The 19,419-nt window shown below is 57.2% G+C and carries 12 protein-coding genes; 5 read left to right on the top strand and 7 right to left on the bottom strand.

The window, feature by feature from the left end:
- Window positions 1-170: 170 nt before the first annotated feature.
- The 4 genes from BCF11_RS10735 to BCF11_RS27545 all read right to left on the bottom strand — a co-directional run bounded on the left by BCF11_RS10735 (window position 171) and on the right by BCF11_RS27545 (window position 1,849).
- Window positions 171-365, bottom strand: coding sequence for a hypothetical protein (locus BCF11_RS10735; RefSeq protein WP_098494736.1), 195 nt, complete (start codon window positions 363-365; stop codon window positions 171-173).
- 166 nt (window positions 366-531) lie between these two features.
- Window positions 532-885 carry a hypothetical protein gene (locus BCF11_RS10730; protein WP_098494735.1) on the bottom strand — a complete coding sequence of 118 codons (354 nt, stop codon included), beginning with the start codon at window positions 883-885 and terminating at the stop codon, window positions 532-534.
- A 434-nt stretch (window positions 886-1,319) separates the two neighbouring features.
- Window positions 1,320-1,544 (bottom strand): hypothetical protein, encoded by a 225-nt coding sequence (locus tag BCF11_RS10725; RefSeq protein WP_098494734.1) that lies wholly within the window; start codon window positions 1,542-1,544, stop codon window positions 1,320-1,322.
- 11 nt (window positions 1,545-1,555) lie between these two features.
- Window positions 1,556-1,849 (bottom strand): hypothetical protein, encoded by a 294-nt coding sequence (locus BCF11_RS27545; protein WP_143751305.1) that lies wholly within the window; start codon window positions 1,847-1,849, stop codon window positions 1,556-1,558.
- A gap of 452 nt (window positions 1,850-2,301) precedes the next feature.
- Between BCF11_RS27545 and BCF11_RS10720 the strand changes: the two genes are divergently transcribed.
- Entirely contained in the window at window positions 2,302-8,730 is a 6,429-nt protein-coding gene (locus BCF11_RS10720) for an ESPR-type extended signal peptide-containing protein (RefSeq protein WP_098497431.1), read from the top strand.
- Window positions 8,731-9,064: 334 nt separating this feature from the next.
- Here BCF11_RS10720 and BCF11_RS10715 read toward each other — a convergent pair whose 3' ends face one another.
- Together BCF11_RS10715 and BCF11_RS10710 are read right to left on the bottom strand one after the other, a co-directional pair.
- Window positions 9,065-10,429, bottom strand: a complete 1,365-nt coding sequence (locus BCF11_RS10715) for a TonB C-terminal domain-containing protein (protein ID WP_098494733.1) — start codon at window positions 10,427-10,429, stop codon at window positions 9,065-9,067.
- Between the two features lie 12 nt (window positions 10,430-10,441).
- A complete protein-coding gene (locus BCF11_RS10710; protein WP_098494732.1) occupies window positions 10,442-12,166 on the bottom strand; it encodes an Hsp70 family protein in 1,725 nt (574 codons plus the stop codon).
- Window positions 12,167-12,445: 279 nt separating this feature from the next.
- On the opposite strand from BCF11_RS10710, the gene BCF11_RS10705 reads away from it, so the two are divergent.
- Window positions 12,446-13,474: an aldo/keto reductase gene (locus BCF11_RS10705; protein WP_098494731.1), complete on the top strand. Its 1,029-nt coding sequence runs from the start codon at window positions 12,446-12,448 to the stop codon at window positions 13,472-13,474.
- Window positions 13,475-13,498: 24 nt separating this feature from the next.
- Here BCF11_RS10705 and BCF11_RS10700 read toward each other — a convergent pair whose 3' ends face one another.
- Window positions 13,499-14,947 (bottom strand): aldehyde dehydrogenase family protein, encoded by a 1,449-nt coding sequence (locus BCF11_RS10700; protein WP_098494730.1) that lies wholly within the window; start codon window positions 14,945-14,947, stop codon window positions 13,499-13,501.
- Window positions 14,948-15,259: 312 nt separating this feature from the next.
- Here BCF11_RS10700 and BCF11_RS10695 point away from each other — a divergent pair, with 312 nt between their 5' ends.
- From BCF11_RS10695 to BCF11_RS10685, 3 genes are all read left to right on the top strand, one after another.
- The gene (locus BCF11_RS10695) at window positions 15,260-15,505 is read left to right on the top strand and encodes a hypothetical protein (RefSeq protein WP_098494729.1); all 246 of its coding nucleotides are present in this window, start codon (window positions 15,260-15,262) and stop codon (window positions 15,503-15,505) included.
- Window positions 15,506-16,111: 606 nt separating this feature from the next.
- Entirely contained in the window at window positions 16,112-18,598 is a 2,487-nt protein-coding gene (locus BCF11_RS10690; RefSeq protein WP_098494728.1) for a type VI secretion system Vgr family protein, read from the top strand.
- Entirely contained in the window at window positions 18,595-19,416 is an 822-nt protein-coding gene (locus BCF11_RS10685; RefSeq protein WP_098494727.1) for a DUF4123 domain-containing protein, read from the top strand. Before BCF11_RS10690 ends, BCF11_RS10685 begins: the two co-directional genes overlap by 4 nt.
- The last annotated feature ends 3 nt before the right edge of the window (window positions 19,417-19,419 follow it).

Here is a 19,419-nt window from a genome sequence, read left to right as displayed (position 1 = left end):
CGGTGCAGCCAGGTGGTCTGACCTAAGCAGCCGCGACCGGCGCCTGATTCGCATCCGCCGTGAGCTGGATGAAAAATGGCGGCGTGTAATGCGGAAGATGAAATTTTCCCGGGCGAGAAAATTTCATCTTTTTAAATCTTCAGCAATTTGTGCTGCGATTATGCAGTGGCTCAGGCAGGCTGATCAGGGACATCGCCCTCTTTGTTTTCTGCTTCCTTATTTTCCAGGTGTTCGGTAACCGCTTCCACACCTTTGTAGCCGGCGATAGCGGCAATGCCTTCCGTCAGGATGGATGCGTTCGGGTCCAATTTCTTGACACCCTCAACGGCCACCACAGCGCCAATGACTTCTTCCAGAATACCCATGACCAACTCCTAAAAAAATATCGAACAACGGAATTTTTAACTGCGTAATCAATTACGCAAAACAGGTTCGCTCCTTGCCGGAACGCACCATGGCGGCATGACTGCGTTTTTCCGCAATCATGCCGCCATGCTCATCATAGTCGTGGAGTACACGACATGCCGTACTTTATTTAGCGGCAGGGGCAGCTGTCTTGGCTTCTACCTTGGTGTCTGCCTTGGTGTCTGCTTTTGCCTCTGTCTTTGCTTCTGCCTTCGCTGCAGGCGCCTTGGCTTTTGCCTTGGCCGCTTTACGGGCTACCTTGGTTTTTTCAGCTTTTGCAGTCTTGACTTTGGCTGCTGCAGGAGCTGCCTTGGTTTCGGTCTTGGCATCCGCCTTGACGTCAGCCTTGACATCGGCCTTTACTGCCTGGGTAGTCGTTGCTGCGGCGGCAGGCGCTGCTGGAGCAGCAGGTGCAGCGGCTTGAGCGAAAACGGAAGTAGCGAACAGGCCAGCGATCAGAGTAGCGATTAATTTGTTCATTTGTGCACCTTAAAGTTATCTTGATTAACTCAGGTAATTCCCGAGGTCCTGAGCAATTAACGAGTGGTGCCGGCGGTATGTTGACGGCGATTACATACCGTTACAACTTCCAACATTTGCGGCGTATTGCGGAGCGCCATATCGACTCCGGCGCAAAAAATTTTCAGAATACTGCCTCGTAAATACGGGACGCTCCCGGTCGATTCAATTTTTCTTGGGGCGGAAGCAGTAGAACCTCGGACAGAACCTCGATCGGGAAACCAAGGTAACAATACAGGCTAGGGAGAGAGAAATTCCAGCTGTAGCGCAGGCCGCATTGCGGGAAAAATAATTCATCACGCCAAATGCCAGAAGGCCATGAATGCGGTGTATCCGCGTTCATGGCCTTCTGTTGTTCATGCGCGTGCCAGGCACGGCATGAGGGGTGCTGCGATTTACTTAGAAGCAGCGTCCTTGGCTTCGGCTGCTTTCGCCTTGGCTTTGGCAGCCTTGTGGTGAGCCTTGGCTTTCACGTGCTTGGCTGGAGCGGCGGCAGCTTCTACAGTAGTCCGGTCATTGCGTGCGTCCGGATGGCTAGCCAGGACACCGCTGGAGTCTTGAGCTTGGGCGAATGGGGCAAATGCGATGAGGAGTGCAGCAACACCTAGCAGCTTTTTCATTTTTCAATCCTTTAAATGGTTGAGGTTAACATCCGCGTTTGCTGCGGCATAAGCTTAAAAACGCGGCTGGCGGGATTTGGTTGACCGCTTTCTTGCTTATCTCCCCGATCCGCGCTTTCTTCGACTACTCCGGTCGATGTCCTTGCGCCTCCGGCCGGCTCCTGCGCTCTTCGAAATGCCGCGTGGCTGAACGCAAGTCCTTGATTTCGCAAAGCATCTATCTGCATTGCGATTTTTGCAAAAACAAGGTTTTGCCGCAAGCAATCGGCTTTTTCGAAGGCATCTCTGTGGATACGGAACAACAATAGTTGCCCCACGTTATCGCTATAAAGGCTTCTGATGTCATCAAATGTTAATTATTGTCACAACGACCAAAAGTTATCAGTCAATTATTGTTTCAGGGTACAGAACCCAATAGAGTCTGCTGAAAAATTCAGCATCTCCAAGGCGTTACCTGACTTATCAGCTGCACATTGGGCTAAGCCTGTCGCTTCATTGCCCGCACCAGGGTCCTTGGAGATGCCGGATTTTCAGGGGAAATTGAATACATTGCATGCGGCAGGCGATGCCGCCAAATGCCGATGCCGTCACTAGCGCCTCATTCAGAGAGCGCTTATTTCACCAATCCCGTCTTACCGTTTTCACGCAGGAGAAGTTTTGCCGCGCTGCCCCGTTTAGTGCCGTGTGTTTGTTGTTTTCAGCGCGATCCGTTTGATTTGATGCCTCAAGCCCTACTCAATTTTTATTAGAGCCAACCATGAATAAAATTTATCGCACCGTCTACAACGAGGCCCTCGGCACCTGGATCGCCGTCTCTGAAAACACCAAGGCACGCGGCAAGCGCAGCAGCGCAAAAGCGGCAGTGGCGGCGGCATCGCTGCTTGCAGCGGGCGGGCTGTTGCTGCCGGGCGCTGCCTACGCCGGCGGCGGCATCTACGTCAATGATAATAACGATACCGCCTGCAGCCAGGTTGCGGATGGGGGAACAGTCCAGGTTACCAATGCGAACTGCGGTATCGGCAATGCGGCGACGCAAACCAACCGCGTGCTGTTCTACACTCCGGGTGCGTCCGCCACTGCTACCGACCCTACAAGCGTGTCGGTTGGCGGGCAGATCAACGTCAATGGCACAGGGTCTGTCATCAATGGCCTGAGCCTGAATACTCAGAAGCTGACCAATGTACTGGCAGGCACTGCCAACACGGACGGCGTCAATGTCAGCCAGCTGAACTCATTATCGACTTCCACTTCGACAGGTTTGAGCACTGTCACCAGCAACGTCACTTCGCTTTCTAGCGGCCTCAGCACAACCAACAGCAACGTGACGTCGTTGTCGACTTCTACATCGACCGGTTTGAGCACGGTCACCAGTAATGTCACTTCGCTGTCCAGCGGTCTCAGCACGACCAACAGCAATGTGACGTCGTTGTCGACTTCTACATCGACCGGTCTGAGCACGGCCACCAGCAACGTCACTTCGCTATCCAGCGGTCTCAGCACGACCAACAGCAATGTGTCATCGCTGTCGACATCCGCTTCAACCGGCCTGAGCACGACTAATAGCAGCGTATCGTCCTTGTCCACTTCGACTTCAACCGGTTTGTCCAGCCACACCAGCAGCATCAATTCTTTATCGACTGGTTTGAGTACGACCAACAGCAACGTTACTTCACTGTCTAGCGGTGTCAGCACTACTAACAGCAATGTATCGTCACTGTCGACGTCAACCTCGACAGGTCTGAGCACAACAAACAGTAACGTCACTTCGCTGTCCAGTGGTCTCAGCACGACCAACAGCAACGTCACTTCACTGTCTAGCGGTCTGAGCACGACTAACAGTAATGTATCTTCACTGTCGACCTCAACATCGACTGGCCTGAGCACAACTAACAGCAGCGTTTCATCATTATCGACCTCAACCTCAACAGGTCTGAGCACGACCAACAGCAACGTCACTTCGCTGTCCAGCGGTCTCAGCACGACTAACAGCAATGTATCTTCACTGTCGACGTCGACTTCGACTGGCCTGAGTACGACTAACAGTAGCGTGTCGTCACTATCGACTTCGACCTCCACGGGTTTGAGTACAACCAACAGCAACGTTACTTCGCTGTCCAGCGGCCTCAGCACGACAAACAGCAGCGTATCGTCACTGTCAACGTCAACCTCGACCGGTTTGAGCACAACGAACAGCAGTGTGTCTTCGCTGTCGACCTCGACTTCCACAGGCATTAGCACCAACACCAGCAACATCGGTTCGCTGTCCACCGGCCTGAGCACAACAAACAGTAACGTCACGTCATTGTCAAGCGGTCTTAGCACCACAAACAGCAATGTGTCATCACTGTCGACATCGACTTCGACTGGCCTGAGTACGGCTAACAGCAGTGTGTCGTCACTATCGACATCGACCTCGACCGGTTTGAGTACAACCAACAGCAACGTTACTTCGTTATCCAGCGGTCTCAGCACGACTAACAGCAATGTGTCTTCGTTGTCGACTTCCGCATCGACTGGCCTGAGCACAACTAACAGCAATGTTTCGTCACTATCAACGTCAACCTCGACCGGTTTGAGCACAACGAACAGCAGTGTGTCTTCGCTGTCGACCTCGACTTCCACAGGCATCAGCACCAACACCAGCAACATCGGTTCGCTGTCCACCGGCCTGAGCACAACAAACAGTAACGTCACGTCATTGTCCAGCGGTCTTAGCACCACAAACAGCAATGTGACATCATTGTCGACATCGACTTCGACTGGCCTGAGTACGACTAACAGCAGCGTGTCGTCACTATCGACATCGACCTCGACCGGTTTGAGTACAACCAACAGCAGCGTATCGTCGCTGTCGACTTCGACTTCGACGGGTCTGAGTACGACCAACAGCAACGTTACTTCGTTGTCCAGCGGGCTCAGTACAACCAACAGCAATGTGTCCTCGTTGTCGACGTCGACCTCGACGGGTCTGAGTACAACCAACAGCAATGTGTCGTCACTGTCGACATCAACCTCGACAGGTCTGAGTACGACGAACAGCAACGTTACTTCGTTATCCAGCGGTCTCAGCACGACCAACAGCAGCGTGTCGTCCTTGTCGACCTCGACTTCGACCGGCCTGAGCACAACAAACAGTAACGTTACTTCGCTGTCCAGCGGTCTCAGCACCACTAACAGCAACGTGTCCTCACTGTCGACCTCGACGTCGACAGGTCTGAGCACGACGAACAGCAACGTCACTTCGTTGTCCAGCGGGCTCAGCACGACTAACAGTAATGTGTCCTCGTTGTCGACATCTACTTCAACTGGCCTGAGCACAACTAATAGCAACGTTTCTTCGCTTTCGACCTCGACTTCGACCGGTCTGAGCACGACGAACAGCAATGTGTCGTCACTGTCGACCTCGACGTCGACAGGTCTGAGTACGACGAACAGCAACGTCACTTCGTTGTCCAGCGGCCTCAGCACGACCAACAGTAATGTATCGTCATTGTCGACATCGACTTCGACGGGTCTGAGCACAGCCAACAGTAACGTCACTTCGCTGTCCAGCGGACTCAGTACGACCAACAGCAGTGTGTCCTCGTTGTCGACGTCCGCCTCGACCGGCTTGAGCACAACGAATAGTAGTGTGAGTTCTTTGTCGACTTCGACTTCCACAGGCATCAGCACTAACACCAGCAACATCGGTTCGCTGTCTACCGGTCTGAGTACGACCAATAGCAGCGTGAGTTCTTTGTCGACTTCGACTTCTACAGGCATCAGCACTAACACCAGCAACATCGGTTCGCTGTCCACAGGCCTAAGTACGACCAACAGCAGTGTGAGTTCCTTATCGACTTCGACTTCCACAGGCATCAGCACCAACACCAGCAACATCAGTTCGCTGTCTACCGGTCTGAGTACGACCAATAGCAGTGTGAGTTCTTTGTCTACTTCGACCTCGACGGGCATCAGCACCAACACCAGCAACATCGGTTCGCTGTCTACCGGTCTGAGTACGACCAATAGCAGTGTGAGTTCTTTGTCTACTTCGACCTCGACGGGCATCAGCACCAACACCAGCAACATCGGTTCGCTGTCTACTGGTCTGAGTACGACCAACAGCAGTGTGTCTTCGCTGTCGACTTCGACTTCCACAGGCATCAGCACCAACACTAGCAACATCGGTTCGCTGTCTACCGGTCTGAGTACGACCAATAGCAGTGTGAGTTCTTTGTCTACTTCGACCTCGACGGGCATCAGCACCAACACCAGCAACATCAGCACGCTGTCCACAGGCCTGAGCACCACCAACAGCAATGTGTCGTCCCTGTCGACCTCGACTTCGACTGGTCTGAGCACAACAAACAGTAATGTCACTTCGCTGTCCAGCGGTCTCAGTACCACAAACAGCAGTGTGTCTTCGCTATCGACATCAACCTCGACCGGTTTGAGTACGGCGAACAGCAACGTTACTTCGCTGTCCAGCGGACTCAGTACGACCAATAGCAGCGTGAGTTCTTTGTCGACTTCGACCTCTACAGGTATTAGCACCAACGCCAGCAACATCAGCACGCTGTCCACAGGCCTGAGCACCACCAACAGCAGTGTCGCTTCGCTGTCGACGTCGACCTCTACCGGCATCAGTACGGCGCAAAGCGGCGTGAGTTCGCTGTCTACCGGCCTGAGCTCGACCATCAGCTCGCTCTCGACCGGCATTACTACCGGCGGCCTGGTCGTTACCGGTTCAACTATTACCAACGGCATCGACAACAGCGGGCAAAAAATTACCAATCTGGCTGCCGGCACGGCCGTGACGGATGCTGTCAACTACGGTCAATTGACGTCACTGTCGACTACGACTTCAAGCGGCTTGAGCTCGTTGTCGACTTCGACCTCGACAGGCATCAGCACCAACGCCAGCAATATCGGCTCGCTCTCCACCGGTCTCAGCACCACCAACAGCAATGTGGATTCCTTGTCGACTTCCACGTCAACCGGTTTGAGCACGACCAACAGCAATGTATCTTCGCTGTCGACTTCAACCTCAACCGGCTTGAGTACGACCAATAGCAATGTATCTTCGCTGTCGACGTCAACCTCAACCGGCTTGAGTACGACCAACAGCAGCGTATCGTCGCTGTCGACGTCAACCTCGACCGGTTTGAGCACGACGAACAGCAGTGTGTCGTCACTCTCGACGTCGACCTCGACCGGTCTGAGCACAACAAACAGCAGCGTATCGTCACTGTCGACCTCAACCTCGACCGGTCTGAGCACAACAAACAGCAGCGTATCGTCACTGTCGACCTCAACCTCGACCGGTCTGAGCACCACCAACAGCAATGTAAATTCGCTGTCGACGTCGACTTCGACCGGCATCAGCACCAACACCAGCAATATCAGTTCGCTGTCCACCGGTCTCAGCACTACCAACAGCAATGTCGATTCCTTGTCGACGTCGACGTCCACCGGGTTGAGTACAACCAATAGCACCGTGAACTCCCTGTCGACCTCAACCTCGACCGGCTTAAGCACGACCAACAGCAACGTGAGCTCCTTGTCGACCTCGACCTCGACCGGCCTGAGCACCACCAACAGCAGTGTGTCGTCTCTCTCGACTTCCACCTCGACGGGCATCAGCACCAACACCAGCAATATCGGTTCGCTGTCCACCGGTCTCAGCACCACCAACAGCAACGTCGCTTCCTTGTCGAGCGGCCTGAGTTCGACCACCAGCGGCATCGCCTCCCTGTCGACCTCGACCTCAAGCGGCCTGAGCACGGTCAATAGCAGCGTGAATTCGCTGTCTACCTCGACTTCGACCGGTTTGAGCAGCACCAACAGCAGCGTGCATTCGCTGTCGACCTCGACCTCGACCGGTCTGAGCACTACCAACAGCAGCGTAAGTTCGCTGTCGACCTCGGCTTCAACCGGTCTGAGCACCACCAACAGCAGTGTGAATTCGCTGTCGACCTCGACTTCGACCGGGCTAAGCACCACCAACAGCAGTGTGAATTCGCTGTCGACCTCGACTTCGACCGGGCTAAGCACCGCCAACAGCAGCGTGAATTCGCTGTCGACCTCGACTTCGACCGGGCTAAGCACCACCAACAGCAGCGTGAACTCGCTGTCGACATCAACCTCGACCGGCCTGAGCAGCACCAACAGCAATGTAACTTCGCTGTCGACCGGGATTTCCACCAACACTTCGAGCATCACCTCGCTGTCGACCGGGATATCGTCCCTGTCCACCGGCCTGAGCCAGATCACCTCGCTGTCGACCGGCATCAACAATATCGTCAACGGCGCCAATTCGCTGTCGACCACATTGAAGCCGCTGGTGGATGCGACCAATGCCGCGGCAGCCAACGGCGCCACGGTGGGCCTGACCACCATAGGCGGCGCCAATAGCGACGGCACAGTGCAAACCCGCGGCGCCAGCGGCACGGTCATCAAGAACGTGAACGCGGCCACCTGCACCACCGCCAACGGCGTCGATGCCACTGCCAACGGCTTATGCGCCCAGGCGACCAAGGACGGCGCCACCGCGCTGGGTTCGAATGCGCAAGCGACCGACGCCAACACCACGGCGGTCGGCTTCCGCGCCCTGGCTTCGCAAGCCGGCTCGGTCGCCATCGGCAACGATGCCCAGGCCACCGGCGATCCTACCGTGGCCATCGGCCAGAGCTCGCGTGCTAGCGGCAACCAGGCGGTAGCCGTGGGCGCCACCGCGCAGGCGACGGCGAACAACTCGACGGCGATCGGCACCAATGCCCAGGCCACTGCGGATAATTCCGTGGCGGTGGGCGCCAATTCGGTGGCCAACCAGGCCAATACGCTGTCGGTCGGTTCCGCCGGCAGCGAGCGCCGGATCACGAATGTGGCGCCGGGCATCAATCCAACCGATGCGGTCAACGTCTCGCAGCTGAACAACTCGATCGGCAACCTGAACAATTCGATCAACCAGGTCAGCCAGAAAGCCAACCAGGGAATTGCCGCAGCCACCGCGATCACGATGATTCCGCAGATGCCGGACAGCAAGCACTATTCGGTCGGGTTGGGCGTCGCCAACTACGCCAACCAAGCCGCGATCGCGGCGGCGGTGCAGGGGCGCGCCAATGACAACCTGACCTTCAAGATTGGGGTCGGCGTCAGCGGCAGCCAGGTCACCTACGGCGCGGGCGGCAACTTCTCGTGGTAAGCGTCGAAATGTAGGGCGCTCGGCAGACAGCCGGGCCTTGCAGCAGAAGAGCGTGTCGATGGCTTTACAGCCGCCGGCACGCTTTTTTTTCTTGGGACAGGCAAGGTCGCATTACAGTTTGCCGCCATCGAGATGCGGCTGGCACCGGCATCTGAGCGCCCGGCAATGCCACCGACCAGAATGTCGTAGGACCCAAAAATCCCCCTGTCGATACTTTAGCCTGTTCTTCTTGGCGTCTGCCGCATCCCACTCCATTCGTCTGCCAGGAGCCCCACCTGCGACACACCAAGCTCGGCCAGACCAGCCTTCTGATCAGTGCACGGCGGCACAATCATCATTGATCCTTTGCCCTCGATGTAAGCACGAACTGCCTGGGTATATCGCCGGGAAACGGCTGGGTTTTTCTAAGGCCCGCCATCACGGCCTCGTCAAATCCCGGCAAACCCGACGGTTTCAGCTTGTGCAAAGCCAATATGGTGCCGTCGGGATAGAGCTCGATTTTATATTCGACAGCGGGATTGCCCTCCACAACCAGAGGCACATCGTAATGGATGTTCGACCTTATATTTCGTGCAAGCATTTGCGGCGAACCCGATGCATGAGGATACATCCCAGGTGCATTTTGACTGGCGCTGGCTGCGGAATGGACTGGCTCCGTCAACGACGGCGGCGGAGTGGGCGTGCCGTTGCCGGCGATGCCTCTGAGTACCGCCACCACCAGCATGAGCGCGCCAAATTTCCATACACCGCTAGTGGAATTCATTGCTCCCGACGGCTTCGGAGACCCGGAACTGAAGCGGATCTTCCGCTGCCAGCCAGGCACTTCTTTATCTAGCCGGCGCCAGGTCAAGATATTCTCCGCACTGGTCACCAACGGTATCCAGCGCGGGAATTTATTTGCCAACATTTCAATCGTGGCCATGCGCTTGATCAGCTCATGATTGCTGGGCGGTTTAGGATTGCGCAGCCGGGTAATGATTTTCTTCTGCGCTTCAAACGCCGCCCCTGACTGGCGGTTGAATACATTGCGTTCTTCGATAGCCAGGTTCAGAAGTTCGCCAGCATAGGCAAACCTGGCCAGTCTCCGGCGATCCTCCGACCAGTGGAATACTTTGCCGGCCGCGACCAGCAGAGCTTCATGCCCCGGCTGCCAGCCTCCGACCAGCTGGCTGGCGACCCGATACTCGAATATCTCCCGGGTGCTCAGGTTATCCAGCCTTGGATCGTCGAGTGAACGGCGCAATATGCCCTGCCAGGGCAGATCGTCCGCCAAACGGTCCTGCCTCACCAGCGCGGCGCAGGATTGCAGAAACTCCCGAAAGACAGCTTCCACGATTTGCCGCGGGTCGGCAACCGTCACGGCAGGTTTGGATGCAGAATCGGCATGGGCCGCCTGTACGCTGGATTCCGCTTCACGGGTCTCCGGCTTTCCCGCTGGCTGCAGCGGCACGCGCGGCAAGCTGAAATCAGTTTTCGGCGCCACCGCCTCCGGCGTAATTTGAACCTGCTTTGATGCAGCCGAATTGCGTTGCGCCCACGCCAACGCTGCTTCATAGACTTCTCGCAGAGCCTGGAACGCAGCAGGATCCTGCTCCGGATCGATCTGCTTCAGCTTGCGTGCGTAAGCGCGTTTGATCGCGCGTTCGTCGGCACTGGCATCAAGCTCCAGCCGCCCAAGATAGTGGGGTATGTTGTGCATGGTCCGGGGTTTTTATTGGATGGATTCTGTCGCGGGGTTCAAGAAATCTTGACGCTCGACCTCGTTCAGCATTTCTTCAAAAGCGCTTCGGTTCTTTTGGATAAGGCGCATGTCCTGCGAGTCCAGCAGGCGCTCGAACAGGAGAACCTGCTGCCCTAGCCACTCCCTTTCCCTGCCGCGCAGCTCCTGGTAGAGACGTTCGCCGCGAGCCAGCAATGTCCGGTATTCGAGCCGGTCGCGCGGGTGAATTTTGAGGTCGGAAAGCTGCTCGAAGCGGGCTGCGATATCGGTGTCAGACAACACGCCTGCATTGCCTTCAATCAGTAACGCGTGTGTCTCTTGCGTTTTCAGGATGGTTGCCTCCACTTGCAGCAAACCGTTTATGTCATAAGTAAAGCGCACATCGACGCCACGTTGATGTTGTGGTCCGCCGGGCAAAGGAATTCTGAGGACGCCAAGAGAAATATTGTCGTTCGCCATGCGCGCCTCGCCCTGGAATATTGCCAGGTCAATATAGGATTGCTGCTCGCCCAGCGGAAAATAACACTTCACGCGGCTCACGGGAATGGCGCTGTTTCGTTCGATGATGGAATCGAAGTGGCCGCGCGAATAACTGCCGTCGGCGAGCTGCTTCGATACTTCGATGCCTAACGAATAGGGAGAAACATCCGTCATCATGATTTCGTCCAGCGCGGCATCTTTCATCTTCAATCCAGCCTGCACCGCAGCGCCCAGCGCTACCACTTCATCAGGATTGATGTCGCTCGCCGGAGTCCGGCCAAACATGCGCGCCACCATGCGCCGCACGACCGGCATGCGGGTTGCGCCGCCGGCCAGGACGATGCTGTCAAGTTCCGCCGCCGCCAGGTTGGCATCTCGCAGCGCCTGCTCCACAGGATCCCGCAGACGCGCCAGCAACGGCGCGCAGTATCGTTCCAGCGCCGGTTCATCAAGATCCATGGCGTATTCGGCCTTGTCATGCGATAAGCGGATTGACGCCTGCGGCGAATCGCTTAGCCGGCGTTTCGCAATCTCGCACTGAGCCGTCAGGCGCTGCATGAATTTCGCGTCCTTTTTCAAACGCGCCGGCAGTTTGTTCTGCTCAAAAAACTGCTCTATCAGGCAATCGAGGAAATCTTCGCCTCCCAGGAAATTGTCGCCGGCCGATGCCCGCACTTCCATCACACCTTCGAACAAATCGAGTACCGACACGTCAAAGGTGCCGCCGCCGAGATCGAATACCAGGAACTTGCTTTCCTGATCGCGCAAATGGATGCCATACGTCAGGGCAGCAGCGGTTGGCTCGTTCAGCAAACGTTCCACCCGCAATCCGGCGAGCTGGCCGGCGGCGCGGGTCGCCTTCCGCTGCGCGTCAGAGAAATAGGCAGGCACCGTAATGATGGCTTCCGTCACGGGATGGCCGAGCGCGGCTTCCGCATCCTCTTTTAGCGAACGCAAGATCAGCGCCGACAATTCCTCAGCCCGAAAATCGCGCTTGCCAAGGCGAATCATCCTGTCGCTGCCCATATGGCGCTTGAACACCGCCGCAGTGCGCTCCGGATGCGTTTGCAGACGGTCTCTTGCGGCGCGGCCGACGATGACCGTATCGTCTTTGTCGAGGCTGACGCAAGACGGGGTCAATACCTCGCCCAGGCCATTGGGAATCAGACGCGGAGCCACTCCTTCCCATACGGCAATCAGACTGTTCGTGGTGCCAAGGTCAATTCCAACGATCATTATTTCCTCTCCGAAAGATTGCTTATGCTATCTGCCTATTGTTATTTTGTCTAAGCTGAAGAAACAAAAACACGTTTTTCAACCCGGAATATCCTTGACGGGCGATTGCAGGCAACCTTTGGCGCTCCTGGATTTCAAGGCTTTATTGGCTTGCATCCTGACTCCGGCGGTCATATTAGGAATATCGTACAATCGCCAGACAGTTGCCTTAAAGTATCATTACCTGATCGTCCTGCTGTCTGTCACATCCCACTTCATTCGTCTGTCAGGAGACCCACCATGCAATACACCATGCTCGGCCAGACCGGCCTGTTGATTTCCCGCCTGGCGTTCGGCGCCATGACTTTCACTTCCGGCAACAAAGACATAGGCGCCATCTACAAGGTCGGCGCGCAGCTGGCCGATGAGCTGGTCGGTCATGCCCTGAGCGCCGGCGTCAACCTGTTCGACACCGCGGACGGCTATGCTGGCGGCGAATCGGAGACCTTGCTCGGGCAGGCGCTGAAATCGCGCCGCAACGACGTCCTGATCGCCACCAAGGTCGGCTTCCGCACCGGGCCGGCGCTGATGCAGTCGGGGCTGTCGCGGCGGCATATCCTGTGGTCTATCGACCAGAGCCTCAAGCGCCTGAATACCGACTGGGTGGATATCTATATCGCTCACCGCGAAGATCCGCACACGCCGCTGGAAGAAACGCTGTGGGCGCTGGATGCGGTGGTGCGTTCCGGCAAGGCGCGCTATATCGGTTTCTCCAACTGGTCAGCCTGGAAGGTGGCGGCGGCGCTGGAAATCCAGAAAGCCAACGGCCTGGCGCCGTTCACCCACGGCCAGATGCACTATTCGCTGCTGGGGCGCGATGTCGAGCGCGACGTGGCGCCGATGATGCGCCGCTACGGCCTCGGCATGACGGTGTGGAGTCCGCTGTCTTCCGGTTTCCTGAGCGGCAAATACACCCGGCAAACCCTGTCCAATCCGGACAACCGCTTTTCCGGCTTCGACCTGCTGCCGTTCGACAAGGAACATGGCTTTGCAGTGGTGGAGCACATGCGCGGCATCGCCCACCGCCACAACGCTAGCGTGGCGCAGGTCGCGCTGGCCTGGCTGCTGGCCAAGGATGCAGTCAGCAGCGTCCTCATCGGCGCTTCGAAACTGCCGCAGCTGGAAGATAACCTCGGCGCCGCCAGCATCAAGCTAAGCGCCGAAGAAGTCGCCGAACTGGACGCCGCCACGCCGCTGGCGCCGGTCTATCCGAACTGGTTCATCGACAACCTAGCCGACCAGCCGGCGGTGGAAGCCCTGGGCCGCTAGGCAGGCAGCAGCCCTGGTTGCGGATCAGACGGTCTTGATGAACAGCGAAATCAGCTTGCGCGTGGTGGCGGTGTAGGGCGGGTAAAACATCTTGGCCAGCATGATGCGGCCGCGCACCACCGCGCGCTCGTGAGAAAACGCCAGGAAACCGTGGTGGCCGTGGCCGCTGCCGATGCCGGAATTGTTGACGCCGCCGAAGGGCAGGTTCCCGTGCAGGAACTGCACCACGCAATGGTTGATGCAAGCGCCGCCGGAAGTAGTCTGCTGCATCACCCTGTCGATGTTTGCCTGCTTGCGGCTCCACATGTACAGCGCCAGCGGCTTGGGATCGGCATTGATGCGCGCGATCACCGTATTCAGCTCGGTGAAGCTGATGATAGGCAGCAGCGGCCCGAAGATTTCCTCGCTCATGATCTTGGCGTCGTCCGGAATACCATCGATCAGGGTCGGCGCGATATAGCGCTGGCCGGCGTCGACCTGGCCGCCGGTCACCACCCGCGCGCCGCGCGCCTTGGCATCGTCCAGCAGTGCCTTGACGCGCTCGGCGTGACGCTCGTTGACGATGCGCGCCAGGAACGGACTCTCGGCCTGCTGCGCATCCTTGCCATAAGCCTGTTCCAGGGCGGCGATGCAATGCTGCAGGAAGGCGTCCTTGACGCTGGCATGCACATACACGTGATCGGGTGCGATGCAGGTCTGGCCATTGTTGGTGAACTTGGCCCAGAGGATATTCTGGGCAGCCATCGCCAGGTCGGCGCTCTCGTCGACGATGGTCGGCGATTTGCCGCCCAGTTCCAGCGTGACGCTGGTCAGGTGTTTGGCGGCGGCCGCCATGACGATCTTGCCGACCGCCGGCGAACCGGTGAAGAAGATATGGTCGAAGGGCAGCTCCAGCAGCGCCTGCGCCACCGGCGCCGGACCCTCGAACAGCGCCACCTCGTCTTCCACGAACACTTCGCGCAGGATCTTGCCGATCACGTCGGAAGCATGCGGCGTCATTTCCGAAGGCTTGATGATCACCGTATTACCGGCCGCCAGCGCCGACACCAGCGGCCCCAGGCTGAGGTTGACCGGATAGTTCCAGGGCGCCACGATCAGCACCCGGCCCTTGGGTTCGTATTGCATATAGCCCTGGGTGCCGACCGACAGCCGCGACGGCCACACCTTCTTCGGCTTCATCCAGCTGCCCAGCTTGCGGATGGCGTCATTGGCTTCGGCGATCACCGGCAGGATTTCGGTCAGCTCGACCTCGGCGGCAGGCTTGCCGAAATCGGCAAAGCCGGCAGCGATGATCGCCTCGCGATTGGCCAGCACTGCCGCCTTCAGCTTGCGGATCTTGGCGATGCGTTCGGCCTTGCCGGATTGCCGCAGGCGCAGCGCGGTAGCGCGCTGGCGGTCAAACACGCGCAGGATTTCGCTCTTGATCTGGTCGAGCTCCAGCTCGGCGCCGGCTTGGTTCACGATGGTGTTCATAGTCTGCCTTTGATGTTTATTTTTATATACGTCGGCGAGAAAGCCGCTGTCTCGGCCAGTCACCGCGACGATGACTGTATTTGCCCGGCCCATATCCCTTGCCGCCCCATCATATGCAACAAATGTGTGCTTGTAAAAACTAATCTCTAGAGGATTCATAGACAAATCCGGCCAAGGATCCGGCCGTGGCGCCGCTGCGGGAGAAGCACTGGCCGACGCTGGCGACCGGCCGCGGCAGGCAAAAGCCGGGCATGAAAATCTGCGCTACCATGGCCGTCGAAAAGGCAGATTCAATCCATCTAAAAAAAGCACATGATGAATCCAAAACATGTCGCCATCATAGGCGGTGGCGTGTCCGGCCTCGCGGCCGGCATCCAATGGTTCAACTACACCGTGCCGACCCTGCCCATGGCCGAACTGGCGCCGTCCGGCGGCGGCACGGCCGGACCAGCAGTTTCCCCACAAGACGCCGATAGAAGGCTTGTACCAGACCGGACAGACCATTTATCCCGGATGCGGGCTGGCGACGGCAATGTTTTCAGGGGTGTTTGCGGCTGAGGCGCTGAGCGGGAAATAATGCTGGAACCGGGCCTCACATCGTTCAGTTAGTTTTTGAATGATTGCCCGGGCAGTTCACACCGCAGATCCGTCTGGCCGACCGCGTCTAGGCGACCCCAGCTACGCGCCCCGGTCATCCCCGCGAACGCGGGGATCCACCTTATTTAATAACCGAATGAAAATGGATTCCCGCGTTCGCGGGAATGACGGGGTTGCCTAGACGTGGCCGACGAGGCGGGGTCGCCTAGACCGGGACCCGTAGCTGGGGACGCCTAGGATCGTAGGATGAGCAGATTTTCTGCCCACGCTGAATTCACTCCTCCAGTGACCGACGTTCCGCGTGGGCACAGTTGCCGACCCTACCAGCTCTCACGATTCAGTTAAGTTTGAATGATTGCACGGGCAACCCGCAACCGTCCGCCGCGTCTCAAAACTCCCACAACAGTGTTAATTCTTGCAAAATTCACCTGTTATCGACATTTCCTTTTGGCAATTAAAGCCATCAGCGGTTATCATTGAATAAGATTTTATCAACTAGTACATCAACACAAAATATTGTTAAAATAATATTTTGTTGTTAGCAGTTCAATTCCCGGGGGCCCCCGCATGAGTAGCTTGCTTCAATCCCTGTCCGCCTTGATCCAAGGCCGGCAGAACAACCGTATTCTTCGGCTGTCCTTCCCCCACGACGACGGTCCGCACGCCCAGCTGCTGGTGAACAAGCTCGACGCTGTCGAAGCCCTATCGCGCGATTTTGAGTACACCGTTGAATTGCTGTCGGACGACGCTGAACTGGCGCTGAAGGATCTGCAAGGCAAGCTGTTCTGCGTAGAATTAGTTAGAGGGGATGGCAGCCTGCGTTACTTCTCCGGCTACTGCTTCGAATTCCGCCTTTCTCGTACCGATGGGAATATCACTTTTTACCAGGCCAAATTAGGGCCGTGGACCCAGTACCTGCGCTTGCGCAAGGATAACTATATTTTCCACGGCAAGACCCTGCGCGAACAGATCGACAGCATCTGCGCCGATTACGGCACATTGCCCGACTGGGACTATCGTGTCAGCGGTACTGATCCTGTCATGACGGACGCCATCCAGTTCAACGAAAGCGACCACAACTACGTCCATCGCCGCCTGGAAGCCGCCGGTCTGCTGTACTACTACGAGCACACGGACAAGGGCCACAAGCTGGTCATCACCGACGACTCGACCCAGGCCGCAGCGATCGATGGCGGAGAGGAAATCCGCTTCCAGCGCCATGGCGGCGCCTTCGAAGAAGATGGCATCGGCGAATTCTCCCCGGTGCGGCAGATCGTCCCCGGTTCCGTCTCGCTGTCCGGTTTCAACTTCAAGAGCCCGGTGCCGATCAATGCCGGCGTGCCGACCCTGAACAAGCAGGGCAATGTGCTCGATGTCGAATCCTATGAATATGCCGGCGCTTACGGCGTCAAGGGCGCCCAGGATGCCGATAAACTGTCGCGCCTGCGCATGGAAGAGATCGAAGCGGTCGGTAAACACTTTGAAGCGACGGGCAATAACCGCTATGTGCTGCCAGGACGCTGGTACCGCCTGACCGGCCATTTCTCTTCCAGCCCGTTTGCCAGTCATGAAGAAGCCGGCAAGAATGAATTCCTGATCATTTCGGTGCACCACATCGCCAGCAATAACTATCTGCAGCAGGCAGATCAAAAGGCCGAGTATCGCAACGAATTGACTTGCCTGCGTAAGACCATCCCCTGGCGTCCGGGCCGCAATTTCAATAGCGCCAACACCAAGATCCTGTCGCCGCAAACCGTCACGGTAGTCGGTCCTTCCGGCCAGGGCAGCGTCCATACCGACGAATACGGCCGCATCCGTGTCCAGTTCCACTGGGACCGCATCGGCAACAACGATGAACGCAGCTCCGCCTGGGTGCGCGCGGCTAGCTCATGGGCCGGCGGCGAACTGGGCGCCAAATCCATCCCGCGCGTCGGTTCGGAATGCCTGGTCCAATGGCTAGATGGCAATCCCGACCGCCCCATCGTCACCGGCAGCGTCTACAACCAGCGCAACATGCCGCCCTGGAAGCTGGCGACCCAGCAGTCGCTGATGGGCTTCAGAAGCCGCGAACTGACGCCTAACGGCGGTAACCAGCCAGGAGGGAGAAGCAACCACCTGGTGCTGGACGACACCAACGGCAAGATCCAGGCGCAGCTGAAAAGCGATCACCAGCACAGTCAGCTGAGTCTGGGCAGCATTAGCCGGATTGAAGACAATGCGGGGCGCAAGGATGCGCGGGGCGACGGCTGGGAACTGAGGACAGACGGTCATGGCGTGGCGCGAGCGGCCAAGGGGATGTTGATCACTACCGAGGCCAGAAACAACGCTGCTTCGCACATCAAGGACATGGGCGAGACAGTCAGCAGGCTGACTGCTGCGCGCGACCAGCATGAGTCGCTGGCGGATGCTGCGCAACAGGCTGGGGCGCAAGACAAGCAGGGGCAGCAAGCCGATGTCGCACAAACCTTGAAGGCGCAGAACGATGCGATCAAAGGAAGCGGAGCAAGCGAGGAGGGCAGTTTCCCGGAACTGTCGCAACCTCATCTCGTACTCGCTAGTCCCGCAGGTATTGAGACCACCACCAGCGGCAACACCCATATCGCCAGTGACCAGCACACGGCCATCACGACCGGCAAGAGCCTGTCCATCGCCAGCGGTGACAGTCTGTTTGCGAGCATTCGTCAGACCTTCAGGCTGTTTGTGCAAAAAGCTGGAATGAAGTTGACTGCAGGGACCGGCGACATCGATATGCAGGCGCTGTCGGATAGCATCAACATTTTGGCCAAACTGAATATCACCCATACCGCCAACCGAATCACTATCGCCGCAAAAGAAGAGGTGGTGATCAACGGCGGTGGCAGCTATGCCAAATTCAATGCCGCCGGTATCGAACATGGAACGAATGGCTCATATGTAGCCCATGCTGCCGTGCACAGCTTGCCGGGACCAAAAAATCTGCCTGTGGTGCTTCCACCGATACCGCAGGTCGTCTGCAAAGAATGCCTGCTTAGCGCAATGAAAAGCCGCAGCCCAATTGCTTTGAATAAGGGATGAGCATCATGTATTGCGCCTACGACCGCCACGCTCTGGATCTTGCCGATGTACTGGCACAGGCCATGACACAAAGCCTGGAAACAAATCCTGACATGCGTTTCTATGCCTTGATTGACAGTGCATTTGCGCCCAAGGAAGTAGCTTCTCTATTGGACAAAGCCGCGTATCGGCAAACCGTATCGATCTATGTCGATACGCCTTTGCGAGATTTTGAAGAACTCTCGCCTATCCTGGTGCCCATGCCGCAAGACGAAGCGGAGCGTCAGCTGGCCATAGCCGATTGGCTCGCCCTATGTAATGGCAAGCCCATGCTGTCGTTCATTGCCAGTGCTCTCGGCCTGTCTCAGTTAAAGCAGCATTTTTCAGCCTTCCTGCAAGTCCGTGACGACAGCAACATGCGTTATGTGCTGCGCTTCGCCGATACCTGCATGACATCGGCTATTTTGAATTGCCTGCATCCGGAGCAAAAACAAGCCTGGCTTGCAGGCATGGCCGCATGGTGGCTGATCGGGCGGGATGGCAGCTTGCAGCTGCTGGGAGGCACCTCAGCCTCACCTGTCGTCGTACAGCCTAATGACTGGCATGATCAGACGATCAGCGACGCACAACTGATCCGGTTGCATCAAGAGGGCGAAGCCGACGGTCTGCTCAGCAATTTATACGGAGCCATGCCCAAGCCGTTCACCGACCATCGGCCATCGGTCCTGTATCAACAAACCAGTAAGTTATTGGAGCAGCTTGATCGACAGCAGATTCATGATGATCAGATGCGTTTGGAAAAAGTGGCTGCGCTATTGATAGCGCAGCGATTTGGCTAATGC

Origin of the sequence: Collimonas sp. PA-H2, assembly GCF_002564105.1 — a bacterium.
Lineage (GTDB): Bacteria > Pseudomonadota > Gammaproteobacteria > Burkholderiales > Burkholderiaceae_D > Collimonas.
The sequence above is the reverse complement of the archived record's forward strand: the minus strand, read 5'-3'. Positions and strand labels throughout refer to the sequence as shown.